20 protein-coding genes are annotated in these 22283 nt (G+C 71.2%); 13 read left to right on the forward strand and 7 right to left on the reverse strand.

The window, feature by feature from the left end; genetic code table 11:
* Positions 1-5: 5 nt before the first annotated feature.
* Positions 6-740, reverse strand: a complete 735-nt coding sequence (locus BOSE127_RS10720; RefSeq protein WP_159557159.1) for a hypothetical protein — start codon at positions 738-740, stop codon at positions 6-8.
* A 122-nt stretch (positions 741-862) separates the two neighbouring features.
* Here BOSE127_RS10720 and BOSE127_RS10725 point away from each other — a divergent pair, with 122 nt between their 5' ends.
* From BOSE127_RS10725 to BOSE127_RS10745, 5 genes are all read left to right on the forward strand, one after another.
* Positions 863-2158 carry a HupE/UreJ family protein gene (locus tag BOSE127_RS10725; protein WP_175470764.1) on the forward strand — a complete coding sequence of 432 codons (1296 nt, stop codon included), beginning with the start codon at positions 863-865 and terminating at the stop codon, positions 2156-2158.
* 138 nt (positions 2159-2296) lie between these two features.
* Positions 2297-4432, forward strand: a complete 2136-nt coding sequence (locus BOSE127_RS10730) for an Ig-like domain repeat protein (protein ID WP_159557160.1) — start codon at positions 2297-2299, stop codon at positions 4430-4432.
* Between the two features lie 341 nt (positions 4433-4773).
* On the forward strand, positions 4774-6021 hold the full coding sequence (locus BOSE127_RS10735; RefSeq protein WP_056073284.1) for an ice-binding family protein: 1248 nt from the start codon (positions 4774-4776) through the stop codon (positions 6019-6021).
* Between the two features lie 302 nt (positions 6022-6323).
* Positions 6324-9125: a hypothetical protein gene (locus tag BOSE127_RS10740; RefSeq protein ID WP_159557162.1), complete on the forward strand. Its 2802-nt coding sequence runs from the start codon at positions 6324-6326 to the stop codon at positions 9123-9125.
* A gap of 2 nt (positions 9126-9127) precedes the next feature.
* On the forward strand, positions 9128-9631 hold the full coding sequence (locus BOSE127_RS10745) for a GNAT family N-acetyltransferase (protein ID WP_017887583.1): 504 nt from the start codon (positions 9128-9130) through the stop codon (positions 9629-9631).
* 13 nt (positions 9632-9644) lie between these two features.
* Here the strand turns inward: BOSE127_RS10745 and BOSE127_RS10750 are convergent, their stop codons facing one another.
* Positions 9645-10382, reverse strand: coding sequence for a GAF and ANTAR domain-containing protein (locus tag BOSE127_RS10750; RefSeq protein ID WP_017887582.1), 738 nt, complete (start codon positions 10380-10382; stop codon positions 9645-9647).
* Between the two features lie 166 nt (positions 10383-10548).
* Between BOSE127_RS10750 and BOSE127_RS10755 the strand changes: the two genes are divergently transcribed.
* From BOSE127_RS10755 to BOSE127_RS10765, 3 genes are all read left to right on the forward strand, one after another.
* Positions 10549-11700, forward strand: coding sequence for a fatty acid desaturase family protein (locus BOSE127_RS10755; protein WP_159557164.1), 1152 nt, complete (start codon positions 10549-10551; stop codon positions 11698-11700).
* Between the two features lie 82 nt (positions 11701-11782).
* Positions 11783-11959, forward strand: a complete 177-nt coding sequence (locus BOSE127_RS10760) for a hypothetical protein (RefSeq protein ID WP_017887580.1) — start codon at positions 11783-11785, stop codon at positions 11957-11959.
* 49 nt (positions 11960-12008) lie between these two features.
* Entirely contained in the window at positions 12009-13013 is a 1005-nt protein-coding gene (locus BOSE127_RS10765; protein ID WP_056073268.1) for a diacylglycerol/lipid kinase family protein, read from the forward strand.
* On the opposite strand, the gene BOSE127_RS10770 is transcribed toward BOSE127_RS10765, so the two are convergent.
* A complete protein-coding gene (locus tag BOSE127_RS10770; RefSeq protein ID WP_056073265.1) occupies positions 13010-13723 on the reverse strand; it encodes a GAF and ANTAR domain-containing protein in 714 nt (237 codons plus the stop codon). The genes BOSE127_RS10765 and BOSE127_RS10770 overlap by 4 nt on opposite strands.
* A 199-nt stretch (positions 13724-13922) precedes the next feature.
* On the opposite strand from BOSE127_RS10770, the gene BOSE127_RS10775 reads away from it, so the two are divergent.
* The 5 genes from BOSE127_RS10775 to BOSE127_RS10795 all read left to right on the forward strand — a co-directional run bounded on the left by BOSE127_RS10775 (position 13923) and on the right by BOSE127_RS10795 (position 17380).
* The gene (locus BOSE127_RS10775; RefSeq protein WP_042541243.1) at positions 13923-14654 is read left to right on the forward strand and encodes a S1 family peptidase; all 732 of its coding nucleotides are present in this window, start codon (positions 13923-13925) and stop codon (positions 14652-14654) included.
* Positions 14655-14797: 143 nt separating this feature from the next.
* A complete protein-coding gene (locus BOSE127_RS10780; RefSeq protein WP_159557166.1) occupies positions 14798-15685 on the forward strand; it encodes an SDR family oxidoreductase in 888 nt (295 codons plus the stop codon).
* Between the two features lie 33 nt (positions 15686-15718).
* Positions 15719-16018 carry a Dabb family protein gene (locus BOSE127_RS10785; RefSeq protein WP_081612308.1) on the forward strand — a complete coding sequence of 100 codons (300 nt, stop codon included), beginning with the start codon at positions 15719-15721 and terminating at the stop codon, positions 16016-16018.
* A gap of 224 nt (positions 16019-16242) precedes the next feature.
* Positions 16243-16917 carry a hypothetical protein gene (locus tag BOSE127_RS10790; RefSeq protein WP_201300472.1) on the forward strand — a complete coding sequence of 225 codons (675 nt, stop codon included), beginning with the start codon at positions 16243-16245 and terminating at the stop codon, positions 16915-16917.
* Positions 16918-16960: 43 nt separating this feature from the next.
* Positions 16961-17380, forward strand: coding sequence for a RidA family protein (locus tag BOSE127_RS10795; RefSeq protein WP_159557168.1), 420 nt, complete (start codon positions 16961-16963; stop codon positions 17378-17380).
* Positions 17381-17457: 77 nt separating this feature from the next.
* On the opposite strand, the gene BOSE127_RS10800 is transcribed toward BOSE127_RS10795, so the two are convergent.
* From BOSE127_RS10800 to BOSE127_RS10815, 4 genes are all read right to left on the reverse strand, one after another.
* Positions 17458-17865, reverse strand: coding sequence for a hypothetical protein (locus BOSE127_RS10800; protein WP_235045682.1), 408 nt, complete (start codon positions 17863-17865; stop codon positions 17458-17460).
* Positions 17866-18038: 173 nt separating this feature from the next.
* Positions 18039-18836, reverse strand: a complete 798-nt coding sequence (locus BOSE127_RS10805; RefSeq protein ID WP_017887570.1) for an L-threonylcarbamoyladenylate synthase — start codon at positions 18834-18836, stop codon at positions 18039-18041.
* 190 nt (positions 18837-19026) lie between these two features.
* Entirely contained in the window at positions 19027-20514 is a 1488-nt protein-coding gene (locus BOSE127_RS10810; protein ID WP_017887569.1) for a putative Ig domain-containing protein, read from the reverse strand.
* Between the two features lie 505 nt (positions 20515-21019).
* On the reverse strand, positions 21020-22261 hold the full coding sequence (locus BOSE127_RS10815) for a hypothetical protein (protein ID WP_159557170.1): 1242 nt from the start codon (positions 22259-22261) through the stop codon (positions 21020-21022).
* Between the last annotated feature and the right edge of the window lie 22 nt (positions 22262-22283).

The following is a 22283-nucleotide window of genomic DNA, read 5'->3' on the forward strand; positions in this document are numbered from 1 at the left end:
CCGGGTCAGGGCACCCAGACGACGATGCCGCGCAGGTCGTGCAGCACCGCGGCGAGGCCGGCGCGCAGCCCGCGAGCGGCACGGTCCTCGGTGAAGGTGCCGGGGTCGTAGTGGCTCGACGGACCGAGGCCCTCGCCACGGAACCCGCCGCCCGTCCAGTCCGCCGCCGTGACGTTCGACGTCGGCTCCGCGATCTCGGCACCGACGACCAGGAACTGCTGGTGGAGCGCGGTCGGTGAGACGGCCGCGAGCGGGTCGACCATGTGGTTGCCGACGGTGATGACGAGGTCGGGCTCGGCGTCGACGGCGCGCAGGACCGCGGCGATCCGGTCGTCGGCGTCCTTCGCCGAGACCGGGGTGACGGTGACGTCCTCGTCCGACGCCCACGAGTCGACGGCGTCGAGCAGGGTCCGGGTCGGGGCGTCCGCGGCGTCCCCCGCGTCGGAGAGCAGCACGACGTCGTAGCCCGCGGGAGCGTGCACGCCGGACCACGAACCCGGCTCGGGGTGGATGGTGGCCTCGGGTGCCGGGGGCTGGTCCGGCTCGGAGAACCCGGTGCCCAGGAGGCCGGCGGACGCGTGCGCCGAGGCGTTCGCCGTCGGGCCGGGGCCGGTGCCGGTGCCGGTGCCGCCGGTGGTGCCGTCCGACGCCCGGGAGCAGCCGGCCAGCAGGGTGGCGCCGGCCGCGGCGAGGGCGACGGCGGTCAACAGGGAGGTCGTCCGGGTGGCTGGGCGGATCACGGCACCATGCAAGCACGCCCGACGGCCGCTCCGGGCCGGTCGGGGGACCTGTCCAACACCCGTCCCGTTGCTGGTCACCGGTTGTTCACCTTCCGGTCGTCTGTGAGCCGGATCGTCTGCGCGTGCCCTCCGGAACCACCGCCGCGCTCCTGCGCGCCCGCCCCGTCCACTCGTCTTCCCCGACCGCGCTGACTGCGCTGGCCGCACGGGTCGCCGCCGCGCTCGTGCTGCTCGGGGTGGTCGTGATCAGCGTGCTCGGGGGAGCCGCACCGGCGTCGGCGCACGGCTTCAGCTCGGTCGTGTACGCCGACGTGACGTCCACGAAGCCGACGGTCGTGCGGGCGGAGCTCGGGCTCGAGTACGACCTGATGCTCGTCTCGGTGGCCACGAGCGAGCACGACGACGCGCTGCACGAGCAAGGGCAGCGCGCCTGGGACGACGGGGACTTCCCGGGGATGGTGACGGCCGCCGAGGCGCACACCGACGCGATCGGGGAGTACGTGTTCGACCGGTTCACGGTGACCGGAGCCGGTGGGCGGGCCTGCACGGGCACCCTCGACCCCACGGTCACGGTCGACCTGCGGGACGAGGTGCCGTACGCCCACGTCACCGCCGACTTCACCTGCCCGGAGGCGTCCGAGACGCAGTCGGGACACGTGGTGTCGTCGACGCTGTTCCCCGACGACGAGTCCTTCGTCCGCGACACCAAGACGATCGTCACGTACGACGTCGACGACCGCGCGGGATCGGCCACCCTCGACGCCTCGCAGCGCACGTTCTCCACCGAACAGTCGGCGGGGGAGCGCTTCTGGGAGTTCTTCCGCCTGGGCGCCGAACACCTGCTGACCGGCATCGACCACATCCTGTTCCTCGTCGCGCTCATCGCCGGGTCGCGTCGCCTGCGCGAGGTCGTCTACACGGCGTCCGCGTTCACGATCGCGCACTCGATCACGTTCATCCTCGCCGCGCTCGGTGTGGTCAGCCCACCCGCGATCGTCGTCGAGCCGCTCATCGCCCTGTCGATCGCCGCGGTCGCCGGCTGGTACCTGTGGCGGCTCTGGCGACGCCGGTCGCGGGCCGACGAACTGGTGGTCGGCGAACACGGACACTTCTCGCTCGACCGCGCCGGCTGGACCCGGCTGGCCGTCGTCTTCGCCTTCGGACTCATCCACGGGCTCGGGTTCGCCGGTGCCCTGGGCATCCACGAGGCGTTCTCGTGGCAGCTGCTCGTCTCGCTCCTCGTCTTCAACGTCGGCATCGAGGCCGTGCAGCTCGCGATCATCGTCATCGTGTTCCCGCCGCTCTCGCTGCTGCGGCGGAAGGCGCACCGGGTGTCGCTCTGGGTGACGGGCGCGGTGACCGCCGGGGTCTTCGTGATGGGGATGATCTGGTTCGTCGAACGGCTGGCCGCGGGCTGACCGGGCCCGTCGTCCCGGGGGCGTTCGACGTCCGTTCCTGAACAACGATGAACCGTCACTCAGCGTTTACCAAGACGTTTTGCAGGGCGTGCAGAGTCTTCCGTGCTGCACCATCCCACGTCTGAGAAACGGACCCACATGAGTCTCCTGTCCGGCGCCACTACCCGGCGCAGAACCACCACCCTCCGCGTCTGCGGAGCCGTCCTCGGGGCCGCGCTCATCGCCGGTGCCTCGATGGTCGGCACGAACGCCGCCACCGCGGCGACGAACACCCCCACCACCAACATCTCCACCGGTGGCCCGATCCACATCCTGCTCGGCGTCGGCGCGACCGAGAGCCAGCGCATCGCCTCGTGGTACTTCCCCACGAACGTCGCGCAGTCCGTCGAGATCCAGAAGACCGCGTCCATGACGGACGGGGTCTTCACCGACGCCAAGAAGACGATCGACGCCTCGGAGGCCGTGAACACCGCCGCCGACACGAGCGCGACCGACTCGAACACCAAGGGCATCGCGGGCATCGCCGCCCAGTCGGGCTACATCAACGCCCACGCGGCGATCTCGGACCTCGAGCCGAACACCTCGTACACGTACCACGTCGGTGCGGCGGACGGCTCGGCCTGGTCCGCGTCGTACACCTTCACCACGAAGAGCTTCTCCGGCGACTTCGACTTCCTGTTCTTCGGTGACCCGCAGATCGGTTCGTCCGGCTTCACCGACGACGACGGCGCCGGCTGGGCGGACACGCTCGAGTACGCCACGTCGACCGAGCCGGACGCCGAGCTCCTGGTCTCCGGTGGCGACCAGGTCGAGCACGCCAACAACGAGTACGAGTGGGGCGCGTTCGCGGACAGCAGCGACGTGCTGAAGCGCTACCCGTGGGCCTCGACCATCGGCAACCACGACGTCGGCGGCAAGGCCTACGAGCAGCACAACCAGGTGCCGAACTCCCTCAAGGTGCCGGACTTCTACCCGGGCGGCAACACGACCGCGAACTCGGGTGGCGACTACTGGTACATGTACAAGGGCGTCCTGTTCATCGACATCAACTCGAACGCCTACGCGGCCGGTTCGGACGCTGCCCACGTGAACTACGTGCGCGACGTCATCAACCGCTACGGCGACGACGCGAAGTGGACCACGCTGGTCTACCACCACTCGATCTACTCGCCGGCCGACCACGCGAACGACCGTGACAACCAGCAGCGCCGGTTCGACTTCACGCGTTCGTTCTCGGACATGGGCGTCGACCTCGTCCTGCAGGGCCACGACCACTCCTACTCGCGCAGCTACGCGATCAAGAACGGCAAGAAGGCCAACGTCAACGAGCAGCCCGCTGCTCCCGAGGTCTTCTCCGGCCCCGGCGGTGTCATCTACATGACGGCGAACTCGGCCTCCGGCTCGAAGTACTACGACCTCACCACCCCGGACGCCACCCAGGGCGGCTACGGCGCGGACCCGCTCGACCCCACCGGTCAGCGTCACTTCGCCAACTCGGTCGAGAACCAGGAACACGTCCGCACCTTCGTGAAGGTCTCGGTCACCGACGACAAGCTCGCCGTCGAGAACATCCGCGCCAGCGACTGCACCACCCGCAACTCGGCGGTGCAGCACGGCAAGGTCGACAGCTGCGGCGTGACCCTCCAGCCGACGGCCACCGCCGACCCGGCCGCGATCGGTTCGACGGTCGACAGGTTCGACCTGCACGCCACGCTGCCGACGACGACCACCACGCTCTCCGCGTCGGCCGCCGAGCAGACCTACCGCACCGCGAAGCCGGCCACGGTCACCGCGACCATCGCCGGTGGCATCGGCACCCAGCAGGGCACGGTGACGTTCAAGGACGGCAGCAAGGTCCTCGGCACCGCCCCGGTCAAGGACGGCGCGGCCAGCATGACGCTGCCGAAGACGCTCGCCATCGGCAAGCACTCGGTGACGGCCTCGTTCGTCAACGCGGACCCGGTCTACTCGGGAACGAACTCGAAGACCGCGAAGGCCATGACGGTCTCCGTCGAGAAGGCCCCGTCGCGCACCGCCGTCAAGTACAGCGGTGGCAAGGCGACCGTCCAGGTGAAGGCCACCGGCTTCAGCGTCGACGGCACCGCCCGGATCTACCAGGGCTCGAAGCGCCTCGCCACCGTCACGGTGCAGGACGGCGTGGTCACGTCGAAGCTCCCGCTGAAGAAGGGCGCGCACAACCTGCACGCCGTCTTCGCCGGGACCTCGGAGCTCACCACGAGCACCAGCCCGACCATCACGGTCGTCGTCAAGTAACACCCGGTACCAGCGAGGGCCCCGCGATCTCGATCGCGGGGCCCTTCGCCGTGTGGCACGGGGGGTGGGCGACCTGCCCAACCCGAGGACAGGCGCCGCACCGGCTGACGGGAGACCCGAACTCCCTACCCGGCCGCCGCTGGTGCGAGCGACCGGTCAACCTGTGGTGATCATGCGCTCGCGTCCCCCGATCCGGCTGGGATCCGGGCCGATTGTCAGGCTTCGACCGGATGTGCAGACATTCCTAGGTCCTGGCTGTGGAGAAGCGCATACTTCGAGTCTCCGAGAATGCGCGCTCGTCGCCGACGTCACCCCGCCTCTCCCAGCAGGAAGAGACGGCCATGCACGCTCTCCACCGCCGACGGGGCTCCCTCCTCGTCGTCTCGGCCGCGGCCGTCGCAGCGTTGATCACCCTCGGCACCGGCGGCGGAGCATCAGCCGCCACGGTCATCGACGGTCCCGTCAACCTCGGCACAGCATCGACCTACGGCGTCCTCGGCGCCAGTGCGGTCACGAACACCGGCCCCTCCGTGGTCAACGGCGACCTCGGCTTGTCGCCGGGCACGTCGATCACGGGCTTCGGCGGTGCACCGAACGGCGTCGTCAACGGCACCACGCACCAGACCGACGCCGCAGCCGCACAGGCCCAGCGCGACACCACCACCGCCTACAACGTCGCCGCGTCGCTCTCCCCGACCCAGACCGGTCTGACCGAGCTGAACGGTCTCTCGCTCTCGCCCGGTGTGTACTCCGGTGGCGCGCTCGCCCTGGCGAACAACGGCGCACTGACCCTGGCCGGCAGCGCGGACTCCGTGTGGGTGTTCCAGGCCGCGTCGACCCTGACCATCGGGTCCGCCAGCCGGATCACGATCACCGGTGGCGCCAGCTCGTGCAACGTCTTCTGGCAGGTCGGCAGCTCGGCCACCGTCGGCACCGGCGCGCAGTTCCAGGGCACCGTCCTGGCACAGCGGTCCGTGACCGCCACCACCGGCGCGACCGTGCAGGGCCGACTGCTGGCCCGCACCGGCGCGGTGACCCTCGACACCAACACGATCACCGCCTCGAACGGTTGCCCCGCCCCGGGCACCCCGTCCGAGTCGCCGACCATCACCTCGGGCACCCCGTCCGACGGCACCGTGGACGTGCCCTACTCGTCCACCGTCACCGCGACCGGCACCCCGAACCCGACCTTCACCGCCACGGGCCTGCCCGACGGCCTGACGATCAACAGCACCACGGGCGTCATCTCGGGTACCCCGACCACCCCGGGTACCTCGACCGTGACGATCACCGCGTCCAACGGGACCAGCCCGGACGACACCCAGACGGTCACCATCACGGTCCGTGCCCCGGCACCGGTGCCCACCGCGACACCCAGCCCGACCGCTCCGGCCGTGGTGCCCACCGACACCCCGACCGGCCCCGCGGGCGCCGGCGGTGGCGGCGGAACCGACCAGCCCACCGGTCAGCTCGCCTTCACCGGATCGGACCCGACCATCCCGCTGAGCATCGCCGCGGCCCTGCTCGCCGCTGGAGCCACGCTCATGGTCCTGCTGCGTCGCCGCCGCCGCACCGTCGGCCGCATCTGATCCACCCGCACCACCGACGGCCCCGCGACCCTGGTCGCGGGGCCGTCTGCGTGCCGTCACCGGACTCGCGAACGGTCCACGTGCCCGACCGCGCGGGGGCATGCCGACCGACGGCGTCGTCGACGACGTGCCACGGGCCTCCCGGCTCGTCGAGGACGACCCGGTCATCGCACCCGTGAGGACCCTCAGGTACTGAGCCGTCACGTCATCCTCCAGGACGATCCGGTGCCAACAGCTGTCTCCCTACTGTTGGCGACGGAGCGTGCGGTGGCGCATGCCCGTCGCACCAGGGGAGATCCGACGTGAACCGTTCGCCGAGACGCCGTTCCACCATCGCGCTGCAGATCGCGTGTTCGACACTCATCGCCGGGGCGCTCGCCGTCTCCGGCACGATCGCGGCACTGCCCGCGACCGCAGCACCGGGCGACGGGCCCACCGCCGCGACGGGGACGACCACGATCACGACCCCGGGCACGCCCGTCGCGCAGGGCGAGGACTGGACCGTGACGCCCACCGACGGCGGGTACACCGTCGTCCTGACCCTCGCCGAGCCCCTGCCGATCCGCGCAGCGGCACCGGTCCTGCTGGTCGACGGCACGGACATCGGCGTGGCGCAGACGAGCCTCGACCAGCGGCAGCTGACGGTCACCACGACCGACCCCACGGTCGCCGACGCCCGCAGCGTCGAACTCGGATGGTCGGGTGCGACCGACCTGCAGGGCAACCGCCAGTCGGCGACCGCACCGCAGACGGTGGCGCCGCGCGAGGCCCCGGCACCCCTGACCGACGACCCCGCTGCAGCGGGCCCGTACGCGGTCACCCGGGCCGACTACGACCTGGGCAACGAGGCCGAGACGATCAAGGGCTTCGGCCGCAAGGGCGAGATGCGTGCCGCGGTCTTCGTCCCGGAGGACGCCCCGGGCAAGCGCCCCGTCGTCGTGTTCCTGCACGGCCGCCACGAGGCCTGCGTCGGCGGCACCGAGAACCCCAGGGCGTGGCCGTGCGGGAAGGGCCAGACGGACATCCCGAGCTACCTCGGCTACAACGCCGCGGCGACCGCGCTCGCCAGCCACGGCAACGTCGTCGTGTCGATCTCCGCGAACGCGATCAACGCCCTCGACGGCAGCTACTCGGACGACGGCGGAGCGGTGGCCCGCGGCCAGCTCGTCCTCGACCACCTCAGCCTGCTCCAGCGCGCCGACGCCGGGCAGGAACCCCGCCTGTCACCGCTGCTGACCGGCAAGCTCGACCTGCAGCACGTCGGGCTGATGGGGCACTCGCGCGGCGGTGACGGCGTGGTCCGAGCGGCCCTGCTCAACATGCAGCGCACCAGCCCCTTCGGCATCCGTGCCGTCCTGCCCCTGGCGCCGACCGACTTCGGGCGCATGACCCTGCCGGACACGAACACGGCGGTGGTCCTGCCGTACTGCGACGGTGACGTGTCCGACCTGCAGGGCCAGCACTTCTACGACGACTCCCGCACGGCCTTCGGGGACGACGTGCTGCGCTCCTCGGTCCTGGTGATGGGCGCGAACCACAACTTCTTCAACACGACGTGGACCCCGGGCAAGTACGCGAAGGCGTCGTCGGACGACTGGTACGACGAGTCCGACACGGTCTGCGGCGCGAAGGCGAAGCACACCACCCGACTGTCGTCCGACCAGCAGTACGCCGTCGGCACGAGCCTGATCAGCGGGTTCTTCCGCCTGACGCTCGACGGTGAGCAGCAGTTCCTGCCGATGTTCGACGGCACCGACCGGCAGCCCGCCGCCCTGGGCGCGGCGGACATCCGGGTGACGGCCTCGCAGCCCGGCGCGAGCCGACGTGACCTGGCCCTGTTCGACACGACGAACCCGGCGGTCACCACCACCGGTGCCCTGACGGCGAAGACCTGCGCGAGCACCGACAACCTGCCCGCGAAGCAGACCCTGCCGGCGTGCGTCTCGATCACGTCGAACGCCCCGGACTACACGCCCGCGTTCCTGGGCTCCTCGGTGCCGGCGACCCCTGCCCTGCACGTCACGCCCACCAAGGCGGCGACCGGCGGACAGGTGCACGTCCCGGTGGCCCCGACGGCCGGTGACTTCACCGGGTTCCAGGCGCTGTCGCTCCGGCTCACCCCGGACGACACGGCGACGACGAACGCCGACGTCTCGATCAGCCTCCGCGACGCCACCGGTGCCGTGGCGACCCGACGCGTGTCGGACACCAGCCGTGCCGGTCAGCTGCTCCCCGGCACCCGGACAGCGCCGCGCAAGACGATCCTGCAGCAGGCACGCATCCCGCTCGACACCTTCACCGGCATCGACCTGGCGTCGGTGCGCGAGGTGACGATCGACGTCCCGCAGAAGAACAGCGGGATGCTGCTGAGCGACCTCTCGCTCCTGCCCGCAGCGACCCTCGGTACCCCGGTGGTCACGAACCGTCCCACCGCCCGCATCGCCGACCGCTTCGTCGACGAGGGGCGCACCCGCACGGTCGTCCGGGCAGCGGTCGTGCTCTCGCGGCCGGCCGAACAGGCGACGACGGTCTCCTTCGACCTCGACCAGGCGTCGGACAACCGCATCCGTCCGGCGATGCAGGCCGTCACGTTCCAGCCGGGCGAGGTCTGCCGCGCGGTCGCCGTGTCGGTGAACGGCGACCGCACCCCGTCGTTCTCGCGGACGGCGGACTACCCGATGACGCTCAGCAACACCCGGGGCGGCTCGGTGATCGGCGACTCGATCGGCACCATGCGCATCCGCGAGGACGACGGCGTGCGCGCCGTGAACGGACGCGTGACCGCATCCGCTCCGGCGGTCGGTACCCCGGGCGACGCGTGTGCCGAGGCCCAGGCGACGAGCACCCCGATCGCGGTGACGCCGGCGAGCAGCCGGAAGGGTGCCAAGGTCGCGATCTCGGCGACGGGCTTCCGCGCCGGCGAGTCGGTCACCGTCAGCATCGACGGCGGCCGGGCCACCCGCACGACGGCCAACGCCGCCGGCAAGGTCCGCCTGAAGGTCACGAAGACCGTGGCGGCGCTGGCACCGGGCACGCACGTGGTGCACGCCCGTGGCTACGGCTCGGACCAGCGGGCTCGGGGCACCTTCACGACGACGAAGTAGCCGTGCACGGTCCGGCACCGGTCATCGCGCGCGCCACCACGGCTGACGCGCGCGAGATCGGTGCGTTCCAGGCGCGCTGCTGGGAGCAGACGTACCGCGGGGTGGTGCCGGACGCCTTCCTCGACGGAACGGCTGGTGCCGACCGCGCCGCGCGCTGGGCGGAGCGGATCCGGACACGCACCCGCGGGGTGCTCACCGCGCGGGCCGACGACGGGACCCTGCTCGGCGTCGCGAGCACCGAGCGCCGAGCGGACCCGGCCGGCGGGCTCCCCGAGCTCCAACTCGTCACCCTGTACGTCGACCGGGGTGCGCACGGCACCGGTGTCGCCGCCCTGCTCCTCGACGCGGCCATCGGCGACGAGGACGCACACCTGCTCGTCTTCGCGGCGAACACCCGTGCGCGCCGGTTCTACGCCAAGCACGGCTTCGTGCCGGAGGGTCCGCGACTGACCGACCCCGGGACGGGGCTCGACGAGGAACGGTGGGTCCGGAGGCGGCCCGTGTGAACCCTCAGGGCGCTCAGGACGCTCCGGCGGCCACGAGGTCGGCGAGCGGGACGTCGTCGCGCGCCACGTCGGCGGCGACCTGGCTCAGGGACCGCTGGGTGGCACGTGCGTAGCGACGGATCATGCCGAACGCCTGCTCGACGTCGACCCCGGCCGCACGTGCGAGGTACCCCTTGGCCTGCTCGATGGCGACCCGGCTGTCGAGGGCACGCTGGAGCTGCTCCGCGGTGAGGGTCGCGTGCTCGAGGGTCCGTTGCTGCAACAGGCTGATCGTCGCGACGTCGGCGAGGGCCTGGGCGGCCCGGGCATCGGCTCCGTTCAGCGCCCCTTCCGTCTCGCGGAACAGGTTCAACGACCCGACGGTGGTGTCCCGCAGCCGGAGCGGGATGGCGTGGACGCCCGCGTAGCCACGCGCCCGCGACGCCTCGGCGAACCGTGGCCAGTGCTGCCGCAGGTCGTCGGCGTTCTCCGACGTCACCAACCGGCCGGTGGTCACGGCGGTGATGCAGGGCCCCTCGCCGGCGTTGAGCTGGAGCAGGCCGATGAAGCTGCTGCGCTCGCTCGTCGAGGCGACGACCCGCAGCTCGTCGTGCTTGTCGAGCAGGTGGATGGCGCCCGCGGCGGCGTCGAACAGCTCGACGGCCCGGTCGACCAGCGTCTGCAGCACGTCGACCACGTCGTAGTCCGCCACCAGAGAGTCCGTGAGGGTCACGAACGTCTCGACCAGTCGTGCTTCGCGTACCTCGGTCATGTGGGGAACGGTCCTTCCGTCGAGCAGGCGGGACAACCGTAGTCGAGCGGCGGACACGCGGACCTGTGGCTTGCACCCGGGAGCGTGACGGCTCTAGCGTTGGACCAGCAGCCCCAGACCCCGGCCGCCGGAACGTTCTTCCATTCCGATGACGACCAGGGAACCCATGACCACGCAGCACGCCGGTACCAGCCCGCAGCGGGAGACCAGCTCGAAACCCCTCTCCAGCGGCTTCCGGAAGACCGGTTCCCCGGCCGGACCACGGACCGGTGGCACCTCGTCGTACTCCGCGCTGCTGGCGCAGGTGAAGGAAGCCGGGCTGCTCCGTCGCCGTCGGGGCTTCTACTGGGCGCTGTTCACCGCACTCGTCGTCGCCACGGCCGCGTGCTGGGTCGTCTTCGCGTTCCTGAGTGACTCGTGGTTCCAGCTGATCGTGGCCGGTGCGCTGGGGGTGCTGTTCACGCAGTTCGCGTTCCTGTCGCACGAGGCTGCGCACCGTCAGGTGTTCGAGTCCCAGAAGTGGAACGACCGCGCGGGCCGCTGGCTCGGCACGTTCCTGGTGGGGCTGAGCTACTCGTGGTGGATGAACAAGCACACCCGGCACCATGGCAACCCGAACACCGTCGGCAAGGACCCGGACATCGCCCCCGACGCGATCCGCTTCCTGCCCGAGGACGCAGCGGCTGTCAAGAACGGGCCGCTCCGGGTGTTCGTGCAGAACCAGGGCTGGTTGTTCTTCCCGCTGCTCACGCTCGAGGGCATCAACCTGCACCGGGCCGCCGTCATGTCGGTGCTCCGCGGGACGGGCGGACGCAGCGACGTCCGGGGGCGCGTCCTCGAGGGCATCCTGCTGGTGGCGCGGTTCGCGATCTACCTGACGGTGGTGTTCTGGTTCCTGCCGTTCGGGATGGCGTGTGCGTTCCTCGGGGTGCAGCTGGCCGTGTTCGGCGTGATGATGGGTGCCTCGTTCGCCCCGAACCACAAGGGCATGCCGACCATCGCCCACGACGCGAAGGTCGACTTCTTCTCCCGCCAGGTGCGGACTTCGCGCAACATCCGTGGCGGCTGGTGGGTGTCGTTCCTGATGGGTGGGCTCAACTACCAGGTCGAGCACCACCTGTTCCCGTCGATGCCGCGTCCGGCGTTGAAGCAGGCCCGCCTGTTGGTGCGGGACCACTGCGACACCCTCGACGTGCCCTACACGGAGACCACGTTGCTGCGTTCGTACGGCATCGTCGTCCGGTACCTCAACCGTGTCGGCCTCGCCGCCCGCGACCCCTTCGTCTGCCCCATGGTGACCGAGCTCCGGATCCACTGACACGGCCACCCCGCCCCGCCCGACGCCCACCCCGCCCGACCCCGACCCGCACGCACCACACCCCACCGAAGGAACCACCACCGTGAAGACCGTCATCGTCCTCGTCGTCATCTGGGCCGTCCTGTCCATCGTCGGCTTCGCCCTGAAGGGCCTGCTCTGGCTCGGCATCATCGGCATCGTCCTGCTGCTCGGCACGATCGTCTTCGGCGCCGTCCGCCGCAGCGGCAACAAGGCTCGCAACGCCGGCCGGACCAACTAGTCCGCCACTGGCGAAGCGCACCACCAGCAGGAACCCCCGCACCGACCGCATGCCGACGCCCCCGAACGAACCCGGCCCGCTGCGCGCCGCCGTGGTCGTGAACCCGACCAAGATCGACGCGGCCCGGCTCCGGGCCGTGCTCCGCACCGAGGAGCGCGCGCACGGATGGGACGAGTCGCTCTGGCTCACCACCAGCGCCGACGACGACGGACGCGCGGCCGCCAGGGCGGCGTGCGCGGCACACCCGAGCGTCGTCCTGGTCGCCGGCGGCGACGGCACGCTCCGGATCGTCGCCGAGGAGCTCCGCGGCACCGGGATCCCGGTGGCGCTCCTCCCGAGCGGCACCGGCAACCTGTTCGCGCGCAACCTCGGCCTGCCCCTCGGCGACCTCCAGCGGTCCGTTCGTGCGGGCCTCACCGGGGTCGACCGCCCGATCGACGTCGGACTGGCCGACCTGACTGACCCGGCCGGCGTCACCACGTCCCACGCGTTCCTGGTGATGACCGGCATCGGCCTCGACGCGAGCATGGCGGCGGACACGAACGCCTGGGTCAAGAAGCGCCTGGGGTGGGTGGCCTACTCGGACCCCATCGCCCGGTCCGTCATCGGCAACCGGCAGATCCCGGTGCACTACGGGATCGACGACGCCCCGCTCCGCAGCATGAGCGCGCACACGATCATCGTCGGCAACTGCGGCACGCTGACCGCCGGCATCCTGCTGCTGCCCGCGGCGCGACCGGACGACGGGGTCCTCGACGCCGTGGCGTTCCGGCCCGCCGGGTGGTTCGGGTGGACGAAGGTCGGGTACGCCCTGACGCTCAACCGGTTCTTCTCGCGCACCCGGTTCGGGCGGCTCCTGGCCCGGGTCCTGCCGACGTCACGTGCGCTCCGGTACACCCGGGCGCGGACGCTCCGGCTGACCGTCGACACCCCCGAGCGCGTGCAGCTCGACGGCGATGCGTTCGGCGAGGTGGTCGCGGTGACGCTCACCACCGACCACCACGGCCTGGTGCTGCGGACGGAGCCGGACGGGCCGCGGACCCGACGGGCCTAGCCGGTGCTGCCGAGGTCGGCGCCCCGGTGCACGACGTCCTCGGCCAGCGCGCGGAGGCTGCGGCCGGCGTCGGCCGCAGCACGTCGCAGCAGCTGGAACGCCTCGTCCATCCGGATGCCCCGCCGGTAGGCGAGCGCACCCTTCGCCTGCTCGACGAGCACCCGCGCCCCGAGGGCGTCCTCGACCCGGTCCTCGATCGTGACGGGGCCACCACGGTCCCGCTGGCGCACGAGGGCAGCCGAAGCGGCGTCGGCGAGCAGTTGGATCAGCACGACGTCCTCGTCGCTGTGGCCGCGGGTGTGGTCGGCGAAGACGCACAGCGAGCCGATCGTCCGGTCCCGCAACCGGATCGGCTCGGCGAACGTGCCCTGCAGCCCACGGTCACGCATCGTCGTCACGAATGCCGGCCACTCCGACTCGTGCGTCGACACGTCGGCCACGTCGACGGTCGTGCCGGTCCGGTAGCAGTCGAGGCACGAGCCCTCGTCCGTCCCGAGCTGGGCTTCTTCGGCCTCGCTGCTGCGCTCACTCGTCGAGGCCAGGACCTGCAGCGTGCCGAACCGGTCCGCGATGACGATGCCTGCCTCGATCGCCGAGGTCGCCTCGACGCACGCGGCGATGACGCGGTCCACGGCGTCGAGTACGTCGAGACCCGGTTCCAAGACCCGCGCGACCCGGTCCGGGAAGGCGGTCTCGTCACTCGTCGTCATGCACTCGACGCTACGTCGAGACCGTTGGCGCACCGCCCAGCCAGTTCGCGTACCGGACGACCGGTACCGGCCCGCGGGGACACGATCGACGCCCGCGTCCGTCGAAGTGCGGACTGGTGCGAACCCTGAGCAAGGGGCAAGGATGGCGCATCAGTTGCACAACGCAACTGGTAGGTGCTTCACCGACAGAGGAGTCGTCATGAAGAAGTCCATCGCAGCCGCGTTCGCCGCGGTCGCCGTCATCACCGCCGGCGTGTTCGCCGCTTCGCCCGCGTCCGCGCTGCCCGTCAGCACGAAGGTCGTCGGCGGCGAGAAGGCCCCCACCACCTCGTGGGCCGTGCAGCTCGAAGCATCCGGCGGCTCCATCCCCTCGGGGTACGTCAGCAACTGCACCGGCGAGCAGCTCAACGCCTCGTGGGTCCTCACCGCCCGGCACTGCATCGACGGGATCGGCGCGATGCGGGTCTACCACTCCAACTCCACCGTCAACCGCGGCACGGCCGTCTCGGTCGACCGCATCAGCACCTCGCCCGCCGGAGACATCGCGCTCGTGCACCTGCGGACCGCCTACCCGCTGTCCACCTACGCACCCCTCGACCTCACCGCGACCGCCAAGTCGAGCGGCACCGGCACCATCCAGGGCTACGGCCTGCGGGCCAACGCCACCCAGTCCGACGGCCTGTACCAGGCCACCGTCTCGCTCACCGGCGCGAGCACCGACGCCTTCAGCGGTCGGGCCCAGCACCTCACCGGCGTGACCGGTGCCTCGAACCACGGCGACTCGGGCGGCCCGCTGCTCGTCAACGGCAAGGTCGTCGCCGTCTGCTCCACCGGCGACAGCGCCGACCCCGGCGCCAACACCAGGGCCGGCTCCAACTACGCCCTGCTGTCGCAGGCCTCGTCCTGGATCAAGACCACGGCCGGCGTCTGAACCAGCTGACCCACTGGAGGCGCGGTGCCAGCTGGCACCGCGCCTCCAGTGGCGTCCACACCCGTCTTCAGGGCGCGGGGTCGCCTGCGCCCGCCAGCTGCCAGCTGAGCGCCCGTCCGGGGCACGACGACGACAGTGGGGCCATGAGCCAGTACGAGAAGCGCGATCCGAACACCCTCTACCCGGCACCGCCGTACCCGAAGCAGGAACAGTCGCTGCCGGGCGCCGCGTGGAAGATGGAACCGAAGCCCGACCACGGCGAGGAGAGCTACGTCGGGCTCGGCCGCTTGAAGGGGTACCGCGGCATCGTCACCGGTGCCGACTCCGGCATCGGCCGTGCCGCCGCCATCGCCCTGTCACGCGAAGGCGCGGACCTGGTGCTCTCCTACCTGCCGGACGAGCAGGAGGACGCGGAACAGGTCCGCGACCTGCTCGAGTCCGAGGGTCGTCGGGCCGTGCTGTTCCCCGGGGACATCTCCGACGAGCAGTACTGCACGGACCTGGTGCAGAAGGGCGTCGACGAGTTCGGCGGCCTCGACACCCTGGTGATGGTCGCGGGCCGCATGGAGAGCAACGACGACATCCTCACGCTCGACACCTCGATGTTCGACTCCACCTTCAAGACCAACATCTACTCGCTGTTCTGGCTGACCAAGGCCGCCGTGCCGCACCTCGAGCCCGGGTCGACCATCGTGACGACCGGTTCGATCCAGGCGTCCACGCCGTCCCCGGACAAGATCGACTACGCGGTGTCGAAGGGTGCGATCAAGCTCTTCACTGAGGCCGTCGCGCAGCAGCTCGCGCCGAAGGGCATCCGGGTCAACTCCGTCGCGCCCGGCCCGGTGTGGACGCCGCTGCAGCCGGGTTCCGACGACGCCGAGACGGTGTCGCACTTCGGCGAGAGCTCGCCGTTCGGCCGTCCCGGTCAGCCCGCCGAGCTCGGTGCCGCCTACGTGCACCTGGTCAGCCCGGAGTCGAGCTACCAGTCCGGGTCGACGATCACGATCGCCGGTGGGACGCCGGCGTTCTGACCTGGCGTTCTTGCGTTCGAGGAAGGGGACCACGTGTCCGGAGTGACGCACACCGTGCTGGTCGAGTGGGACGGGGCGGACCGTTCCGCCGAGGCTTCGGCCCTGTCGCGTGCGCACCTGCCACGGGTCGAGGGGGTCGAGTCGGTGCAGTCCGGCACCAGCGTGAGCACCGAGGGACTGGAGGGCGGGTTCCACTGGATGCTCGTCGTCCGCTTCCGTGATCGTGCCGCGCTCGCCGGGTACCTGCCGCACCCGGAGCACCGGCCGGTGGCGGACTTCATCGGGGCGGCGAGTGCGCGGGTCGTCGTGTTCGACGTCGAGGACGCCGACTGATCACCGCGCCGGAAGCTGTGTAACGCTCTGGTTGCGATGGCGACCGAGGGGTTCCGTTCCCCGTGGAGGCTCGAAGTACGGTGGATCGGCCATCGCAACGGCGCGGGGGTCACCGGTCGGCGCCGCTTCGTCGCGCCCACGCCGGTCGGGTCCCCGCCTGCGGGCGGGGACCCGTTCGACGTCCACCCACGGAAGGACCAGACGATGATCGGCGACCAGACCCTGTGAACAGCACCATCCGGACCGCCGGCGTGACCCTCGGACTCCTCGCGGCGGCGACGCTGACCGCGTGTTCCGGGCCGTCCGCTCCGACGCCGACCCGGACCGTGACCGCGACGGTGACGCCGACCCCGACGGCCGACCCCGGCACCCCGACGCCCACGCCGTCCCCGACTGCGACGGGAACGGCGTTCGACCTGTCGGACCCGGCAACCTGGACCATCTCCACGAAGGAGGTCGGGCCGATCGCGCTGGGCGGCGAGGTGGAGGGGGAGATCGACGACCTGGCAGCCGCCTACACCCGGAGCACGGATGCGTGTCCGGCCAGCCCGGAGACGACGTTCTGGAACCGAGATGACGCTCCCGGCCTCATCGTCATCCCCCGCGACGGCAAGGTCGTGGGCGTGACCATCGGTGGGCTGGGGCCGGATCCGGTGACGACGAACTCGCCCGAGACCGACGCCGGGATCGGCATCGGCACGCCCCTGACCGAGGTGCGCTCCGCGTACCCGGACCTGCAGTACACCGGCACCTACGGTGAGGACCAGGGGCCGTACTCGATGTGGAGCGTGCAGGCCGACGGACGCTACATGACGTTCCAGCTCGGGATGGACGGCGCCACCGTGGGAGCGATCTGGGTGGGGTCGACCGCGATGTTGCCGTACGAGTACTGCGCCTGAGGTACCCGGGGCCCGGAGCATCGCGGCTGGCAGGATGACGTGCATGGCCAGCGCAGTCCGTCTCATCCGGTCCGACGTCCTGAGCGATGTGGCGCAGTACGCGTACGCGTCGACCGTGCCGAGCGGGACGCGGCTCGTGTTCCTCGCCGGGGCCTGCCCGCTCGCCCCTGATGGGTCGACCGTCGCGGTCGGGGACTACGCGGGCCAGGCCGCCAGGTGCATCGAGACGATGCAGCAGGCGTTGCGTGCCGCTGGTGCGTCCATCCAGGACGTCGTGAGCACGCGCGTGCTCGTGGCGTCCTCGCGACAGGCCGACCTCGTCACCGCGTGGGATGTTGTCCGCGACGCCTTCGGCGCGCACGACGTGCCGAGCACCCTGCTCGGGGTCACGGCGCTCGGCTACGACGACCAGCTGGTCGAGATCGAGGCGGTCGCGGCGGTCCCCGACGATCTGCCCGTGTGACGGTGCAGAGCGCTCCGGGGACCACCTGGACCGCCCGATCCGGTCTGTCGGTGTCCGGCCTGGTGCTCCGGCCGGCCTCAGAAGCCGGGACCGGCTTTGACCAGGGCGATGCCGACTCCGACGAGTGCGAGGACGAGGCCGGCGGCGAACGTGCGCGGGGACGGCTTCTCCCCGCGGAGCCGGGCCACGACGGGGCCGAGGAGGGCGAGCCGGACCACGAGGTACGCGATCGCGAGGATCTCGGCCACCAGCCCGGACGCGCCGGTCAGCCAGGCGTAGGCGAGGACGGCCGCCGGGACGAGACCGGAGGTGAGGACGGGCAGCGAGTCGCGCAGCTCGGCTCCGATGGTCTCCCCGGCGAGCCGTTGGTCACTCCGCGCACGGCGGCCGACCAACTCGGCGAAGGTGTGCGCCAGGAAGGTCGAGAACGCGGTGGCGAGGACGTACCAGAGCCCCCGACCACTCGCGGCGGTGTCCGGGACCATCGGTGCGATCGTGCCCAGGATCACGATGTTCCCGTACACGAACGCCGTGATGCGGCTCGAGGCGTCCTCACGCGACAGACGCTTCCGTGCCGTTGGTCTCGCCGCACGCCTGGTGCCCGGCGTCGTGTCCGGGTCTCCTGCCGAGACGGCGGTGCCGAGGCGTCCGTGCGGGCTCAGTAGTACTCACCCTGTCGGTAGTCCCAGCTGGTGAACGTGTCGGCGAGCAGCCCCATGATCCGGTCGACGTCGAGCCCCTTGCGGATGAGCGTGGGTGCGGGAGTGATCGACCGCTGTCCGTCCTGCACCGGGATCAGGGTTCCCGAGCTGTCGACCATCGACACCATGACGCCCTGCTCGTAGCGGGTCTCGGTGCTCTTCTCCGGCTGGATGGACGCGACGTAGTCGTCCGCCTCGACGATCACGTCGGCACGTTCGGCGATGCGCTCCCCGATGCCGTCGACGACACCGCGGTTGCCGGTGCCCGACGGGTTGGCGGAGCTCGCGAAGGCGAACTTGCCGTGCTCCGTCCAGAGCTCGCGGGCGGCGAGCTCGCCAGGGACGCCGAACTTGATGACGAAGCAGGACGTGCCGCGGGTGTCCATCATCAGGTCGTCCGAGCCGTCGGTCGGCAGCGCTGCCCGGCCCTGGTCGCTCCAGGGCAGGATGCAGCCGAGCAGGATGTCCTCGTCCCAGCACCGCTGGTACAGGGCGTCGATCTCGGGGGTGAGCTGCGCGATGCTGCGCAGCATCTCGAGCGAGCTCACGAGGACGACGCCGGGCTTGTTCCGGTTGCGCTCCTTGGCGTCGAACTTCCGCTCCAGGCCCGCACGGTCCGAGGTCATCAGGATGTAGCCGACCTTGGTGGGGACCACCGCCAGTCCGCCGTCGTGGAGCAGCGCGTCCACTGCGCTCCGGGGCACGCCGCCGGTCCAGTGCACTCGGTTCATGCTGACCTGCGTGTCGTCGTTCATGCCCGTCCTCGTTCCGCTCTCGATACCAGACGATCGTCTGACAGCGGGAGCCTATGGACGCCGGTCGAGCCGGACAAGGGCGGTGGACGCGACCTGTGGGCCTTCTCCGAAGGGTTCAGGCGGTCTCGCAGCGAAGGGCCGAGGGACCCAGCACGTGTCCTGAGTCCCTCGGTGCTTCGTCAGTGGTGGGTCAGTGCTGCTTCCGTCGACGGGCCTGCAGGGTGATCACACCGACGCCGGTCAGCGCGAGTCCCGCCGCCCACGGCAGCAGGTGCATCGCGTCGCTCCCGGTGTAGGCCAGTCGACCGGTCGGGGCTGCGGCGGCGATGTCGCCCGTCGGAGTGGCGGGGGTCACCACGGTCGAAGCGGTCGGACGGACGTCCACCGTGAACGCCGTCGCGAAGCTGCTCGACGCGACGGTCAGGGCGTGGGTCGACGCGTGCGGGAACGTCACTTCGGCACCTGCCCACGGGTCGGTGTTCGGCACGATGACGTCGGAGGCGTGGTCGGACGTCACCGTGAACGGTGCCGGGTAGCCGTCGGCGTCGTCGACCTCGTTGCCGAAACGGTCGACGAGGTTGCCGCTGACCAGCAGGGTGCCGCCCTGGTCGATGGTCGGCTGCCCGCCCTCGAAGCCAGCGCCGAAGACGGTGTACCCGCCGTCGGGGTCGTGGGTGGTCTCGTTCTGGAAGGTCCAGACGGCGCCGTTGCGTTCGATGACCCAGCTCGTGGAGTGCGCGGTGAGGAACGTGTCCTTGTCCTCTGCCGTGACCCGCACGCCGAGTGGTGTCGTCGCGTCCACGGTGATGTTCACGAACTGCGAGGCCGTCGTCGAGCCGGTGGTCGCGTCGATGCGGAACGCGTACGTGCCCGAGTACCTGGTCGTGCCGGACAGCACGCCGGTGGCGTGGTCGAGCGACAGCCCGTAGGGGAGGTAGCTCGATTCGTCCTGGCCGGGCTCGTCGCCGTACGGGTCGTCGAGCGAGTAGTACTCGGCCGAGTACGTCGGCTTCGGGAACCCGTCCGCGGCGAACGTGTGGGCGAAGCGCTCACCGGCCGTCGTCGTCAGCATGACCGGCTCGTCCTCGGTGGACGCATCGGGGAACGACGGTGTCTGGGTGACTGGGGCGGTCGTCGCGGTCGCGGTCTGGCCGTCGTCACCCGTGATCGTGACGGTGATGACCTTGCCCGCGTCGGCAGCGGTGACGACGTACGACCCGGTCGTGACGGGCAGGGCGGTGCCGTCGCTCGTCCATGCGTAGGACAACGTGCCGGTGAAGTCCGTCCCCGTCGCGGTCAGCGTGCTGCCCACGGTCGCGTCCCCGGTGATGGTCGCCCCTGGCGTGGCGGCGGGGTCCGCGGCAGGAGTCGACGTCGCTGGGGCGGTCGGAGTGCTGCTGGGCGCGGTGGTCTCGTCCGCGGGCGCTTCCGTGTCGTCAGCGGCTTCCGGAACGGGCGTGGCAGGAGTCGTCGCCGTGGGCGCGGACTCGGCGGCGTCCGCAACGGTGAAGGTGCCCTCGGCGGGGGTGACGTCGGAGCTGGGCGACGTGCTCGCCGACGTTTCCGGCAGCTCGGCGGCGGTGGCGGACAGTGCCCCGAAGCCGGTGCTCAGTCCGATGGCGGCGATCGTCGCGCCGATCGCGCATGCGCGTCGGAATGATGCAGTGCTGTGTGGCACGGGTTGTCCCCTCGGGTGTGCCGTCCGACAACAGCCGGACGAGTGCGATCGCCGGAAGCCGGCGCTCTCGGATCGTAGCCAACCTGTGAGGCGTCTTTGAGCCGCAGGGTGCGCATCACCCGCGAAGTGGGGGAGCCGCGTCGCATCGCGGTCGTGCAGCACCCTCGCCGTGAACGGGGTCCGCGCGATCGACGTCGGGAGCGGGTCCGTCACGGTGGTGGCGCTCCCGGTGGCCCTCGGGCTGGTCCTGCTCGTCCTCCACAGTCGTGGTTCCCTTGCGCTTTCACCGCGGAAACCTGTGCGGCCCGCTCGCTAGTCCGGCCACGAGGAGCCCGGACACGCCGACCCGCACGGAACGCCGCCCGACCCGCCCCCGCCGTCGGGGCGGGTGCGGCTGACAGGGGGCCGAACGCGACGAACGCGACGGCCCCCGCACAGACGACGGCCACGGCGGCGGCGATCACAGTCGCACGCCGCCGTGGCTCGGTCGGGAGGATCGGCAAGATCAGCCCGTGAAGGTCGCCGTTCCGGGCACCGGGACGGCAACCGGAGCCGTGCCCGGGTCGCCGGCGGCGGCCGGGTCGGCGATGAAGGAGCCGTCGGCCGAAGCGGTCTGGCTCGAGGATCGGCCTTCGAGCGTGGCGGTGTACGCGCCGGCGCTCACGGCACCCTCGGGCAGGACCACCACGACGACGACGTCGCCCTCATCGTCCGCCACCGAAGCATTGGTGCGGATCGAGTAGGTCTCGCCGCCCTGCGTGACGGTCGCCGCGACGGACTCGTTCGGGGCGAAGCCTGCACCCGTCACCTGGAATCCGGTGAGGGTCTGCGAAACGCGCAAGGACGTCGGCGCGTCGGCGGTCGCGGTGGGCTGCGGCGTGAAGTACGTCGTGGTGTCGTCGACGCGGAGCGCGGAGATCGAACCGCTGGCGTCGGCGGCGAGGGCCTGGCCGTTGACCTCGAGCGGCGAGGCGAGGCTCTTCAGCTCGGTGCCGGGCACCTCGGCGGTCGGAGCCGGAGCGCCGTTCACGGTCGGAGCCGGAGCGCCGTTCACGGTCGGGGCCGGGGTGGGCTGGTCGGTCGGGGCCGGCGTCTCGGTGGGCTCGGTCGGCGGAGTGGTGATCTCGCCGGCGATGTCGAGGCCGACGTAGACGACGTAGCCGACGACCTCGGCGTCCGCGTCACGCAGGTCGGCGGCGAGCTCGGCCGACGACTCGACGTCACCGGTGGAGGGGTCGATCCAGTTCTTGGTGCCGTCGACGCTCGCGCCGCCATCCGTGACGGGCTCGTCGGTGGCGAAGACCACGGACTGCGCGGTGGAGTCGCCGCCTGCCTGCACGGCGAGACCGAACGACGTCGCCCCGGTCGTCGTCATGCTGATGCCGGAAGCGAGGGCCGGGACGGCGCTCGGGGCCACGGGCTTGTTCAGGCCACGGATCAGTGCAACGGCTTCGCCCTCGGAGACCGACAGGCCGTCCTCGTCGATCGTGGCGTGGTCGGTGATCGTGCCACCGCCGCCCACGTCGGTGATGTCCGCCCAGTACCACTGGTCGGTCAGCGGGAACGTGCCGGTCGGCGCGGCCGTGAAGTCGTCGGCCGAGTCGGTCCAGGTGACGATGGCCGAAGCGGAGCCGTCCGTCGACAGGGCGGTCGAGACCGTCGGGACGAGGGCGGCGGAGACGCCGAGCACGGTGGCGCCGACGGCGGCCGCGGTGATGCGAGAACGAAGCACGGTGTGGAGATCCATCCGGTCAGTGGACAGGGTGCAT

The sequence above is a fragment of the Curtobacterium sp. 8I-2 genome, from assembly GCF_902506155.1.
Classification (GTDB): Bacteria; Actinomycetota; Actinomycetes; order Actinomycetales; family Microbacteriaceae; genus Curtobacterium; species Curtobacterium poinsettiae.

Coding starts and splice junctions, on each gene's coding strand:
- BOSE127_RS10750 (WP_017887582.1), bottom strand. CDS start 10,382: ATGACCGAGGTACGCGAAGCACGACTGGTCGAGACGTTCGTGACCCTC.
- BOSE127_RS10780 (WP_159557166.1), top strand. CDS start 14,798: ATGAGCCAGTACGAGAAGCGCGATCCGAACACCCTCTACCCGGCACCG.
- BOSE127_RS10775 (WP_042541243.1), top strand. CDS start 13,923: ATGAAGAAGTCCATCGCAGCCGCGTTCGCCGCGGTCGCCGTCATCACC.
- BOSE127_RS10815 (WP_159557170.1), bottom strand. CDS start 22,261: ATGGATCTCCACACCGTGCTTCGTTCTCGCATCACCGCGGCCGCCGTC.
- BOSE127_RS10805 (WP_017887570.1), bottom strand. CDS start 18,836: ATGAACGACGACACGCAGGTCAGCATGAACCGAGTGCACTGGACCGGC.
- BOSE127_RS10795 (WP_159557168.1), top strand. CDS start 16,961: ATGGCCAGCGCAGTCCGTCTCATCCGGTCCGACGTCCTGAGCGATGTG.
- BOSE127_RS10770 (WP_056073265.1), bottom strand. CDS start 13,723: ATGACGACGAGTGACGAGACCGCCTTCCCGGACCGGGTCGCGCGGGTC.
- BOSE127_RS10735 (WP_056073284.1), top strand. CDS start 4,774: ATGCACGCTCTCCACCGCCGACGGGGCTCCCTCCTCGTCGTCTCGGCC.
- BOSE127_RS10755 (WP_159557164.1), top strand. CDS start 10,549: ATGACCACGCAGCACGCCGGTACCAGCCCGCAGCGGGAGACCAGCTCG.
- BOSE127_RS10765 (WP_056073268.1), top strand. CDS start 12,009: ATGCCGACGCCCCCGAACGAACCCGGCCCGCTGCGCGCCGCCGTGGTC.
- BOSE127_RS10800 (WP_235045682.1), bottom strand. CDS start 17,865: ATGGTCCCGGACACCGCCGCGAGTGGTCGGGGGCTCTGGTACGTCCTC.
- BOSE127_RS10730 (WP_159557160.1), top strand. CDS start 2,297: ATGAGTCTCCTGTCCGGCGCCACTACCCGGCGCAGAACCACCACCCTC.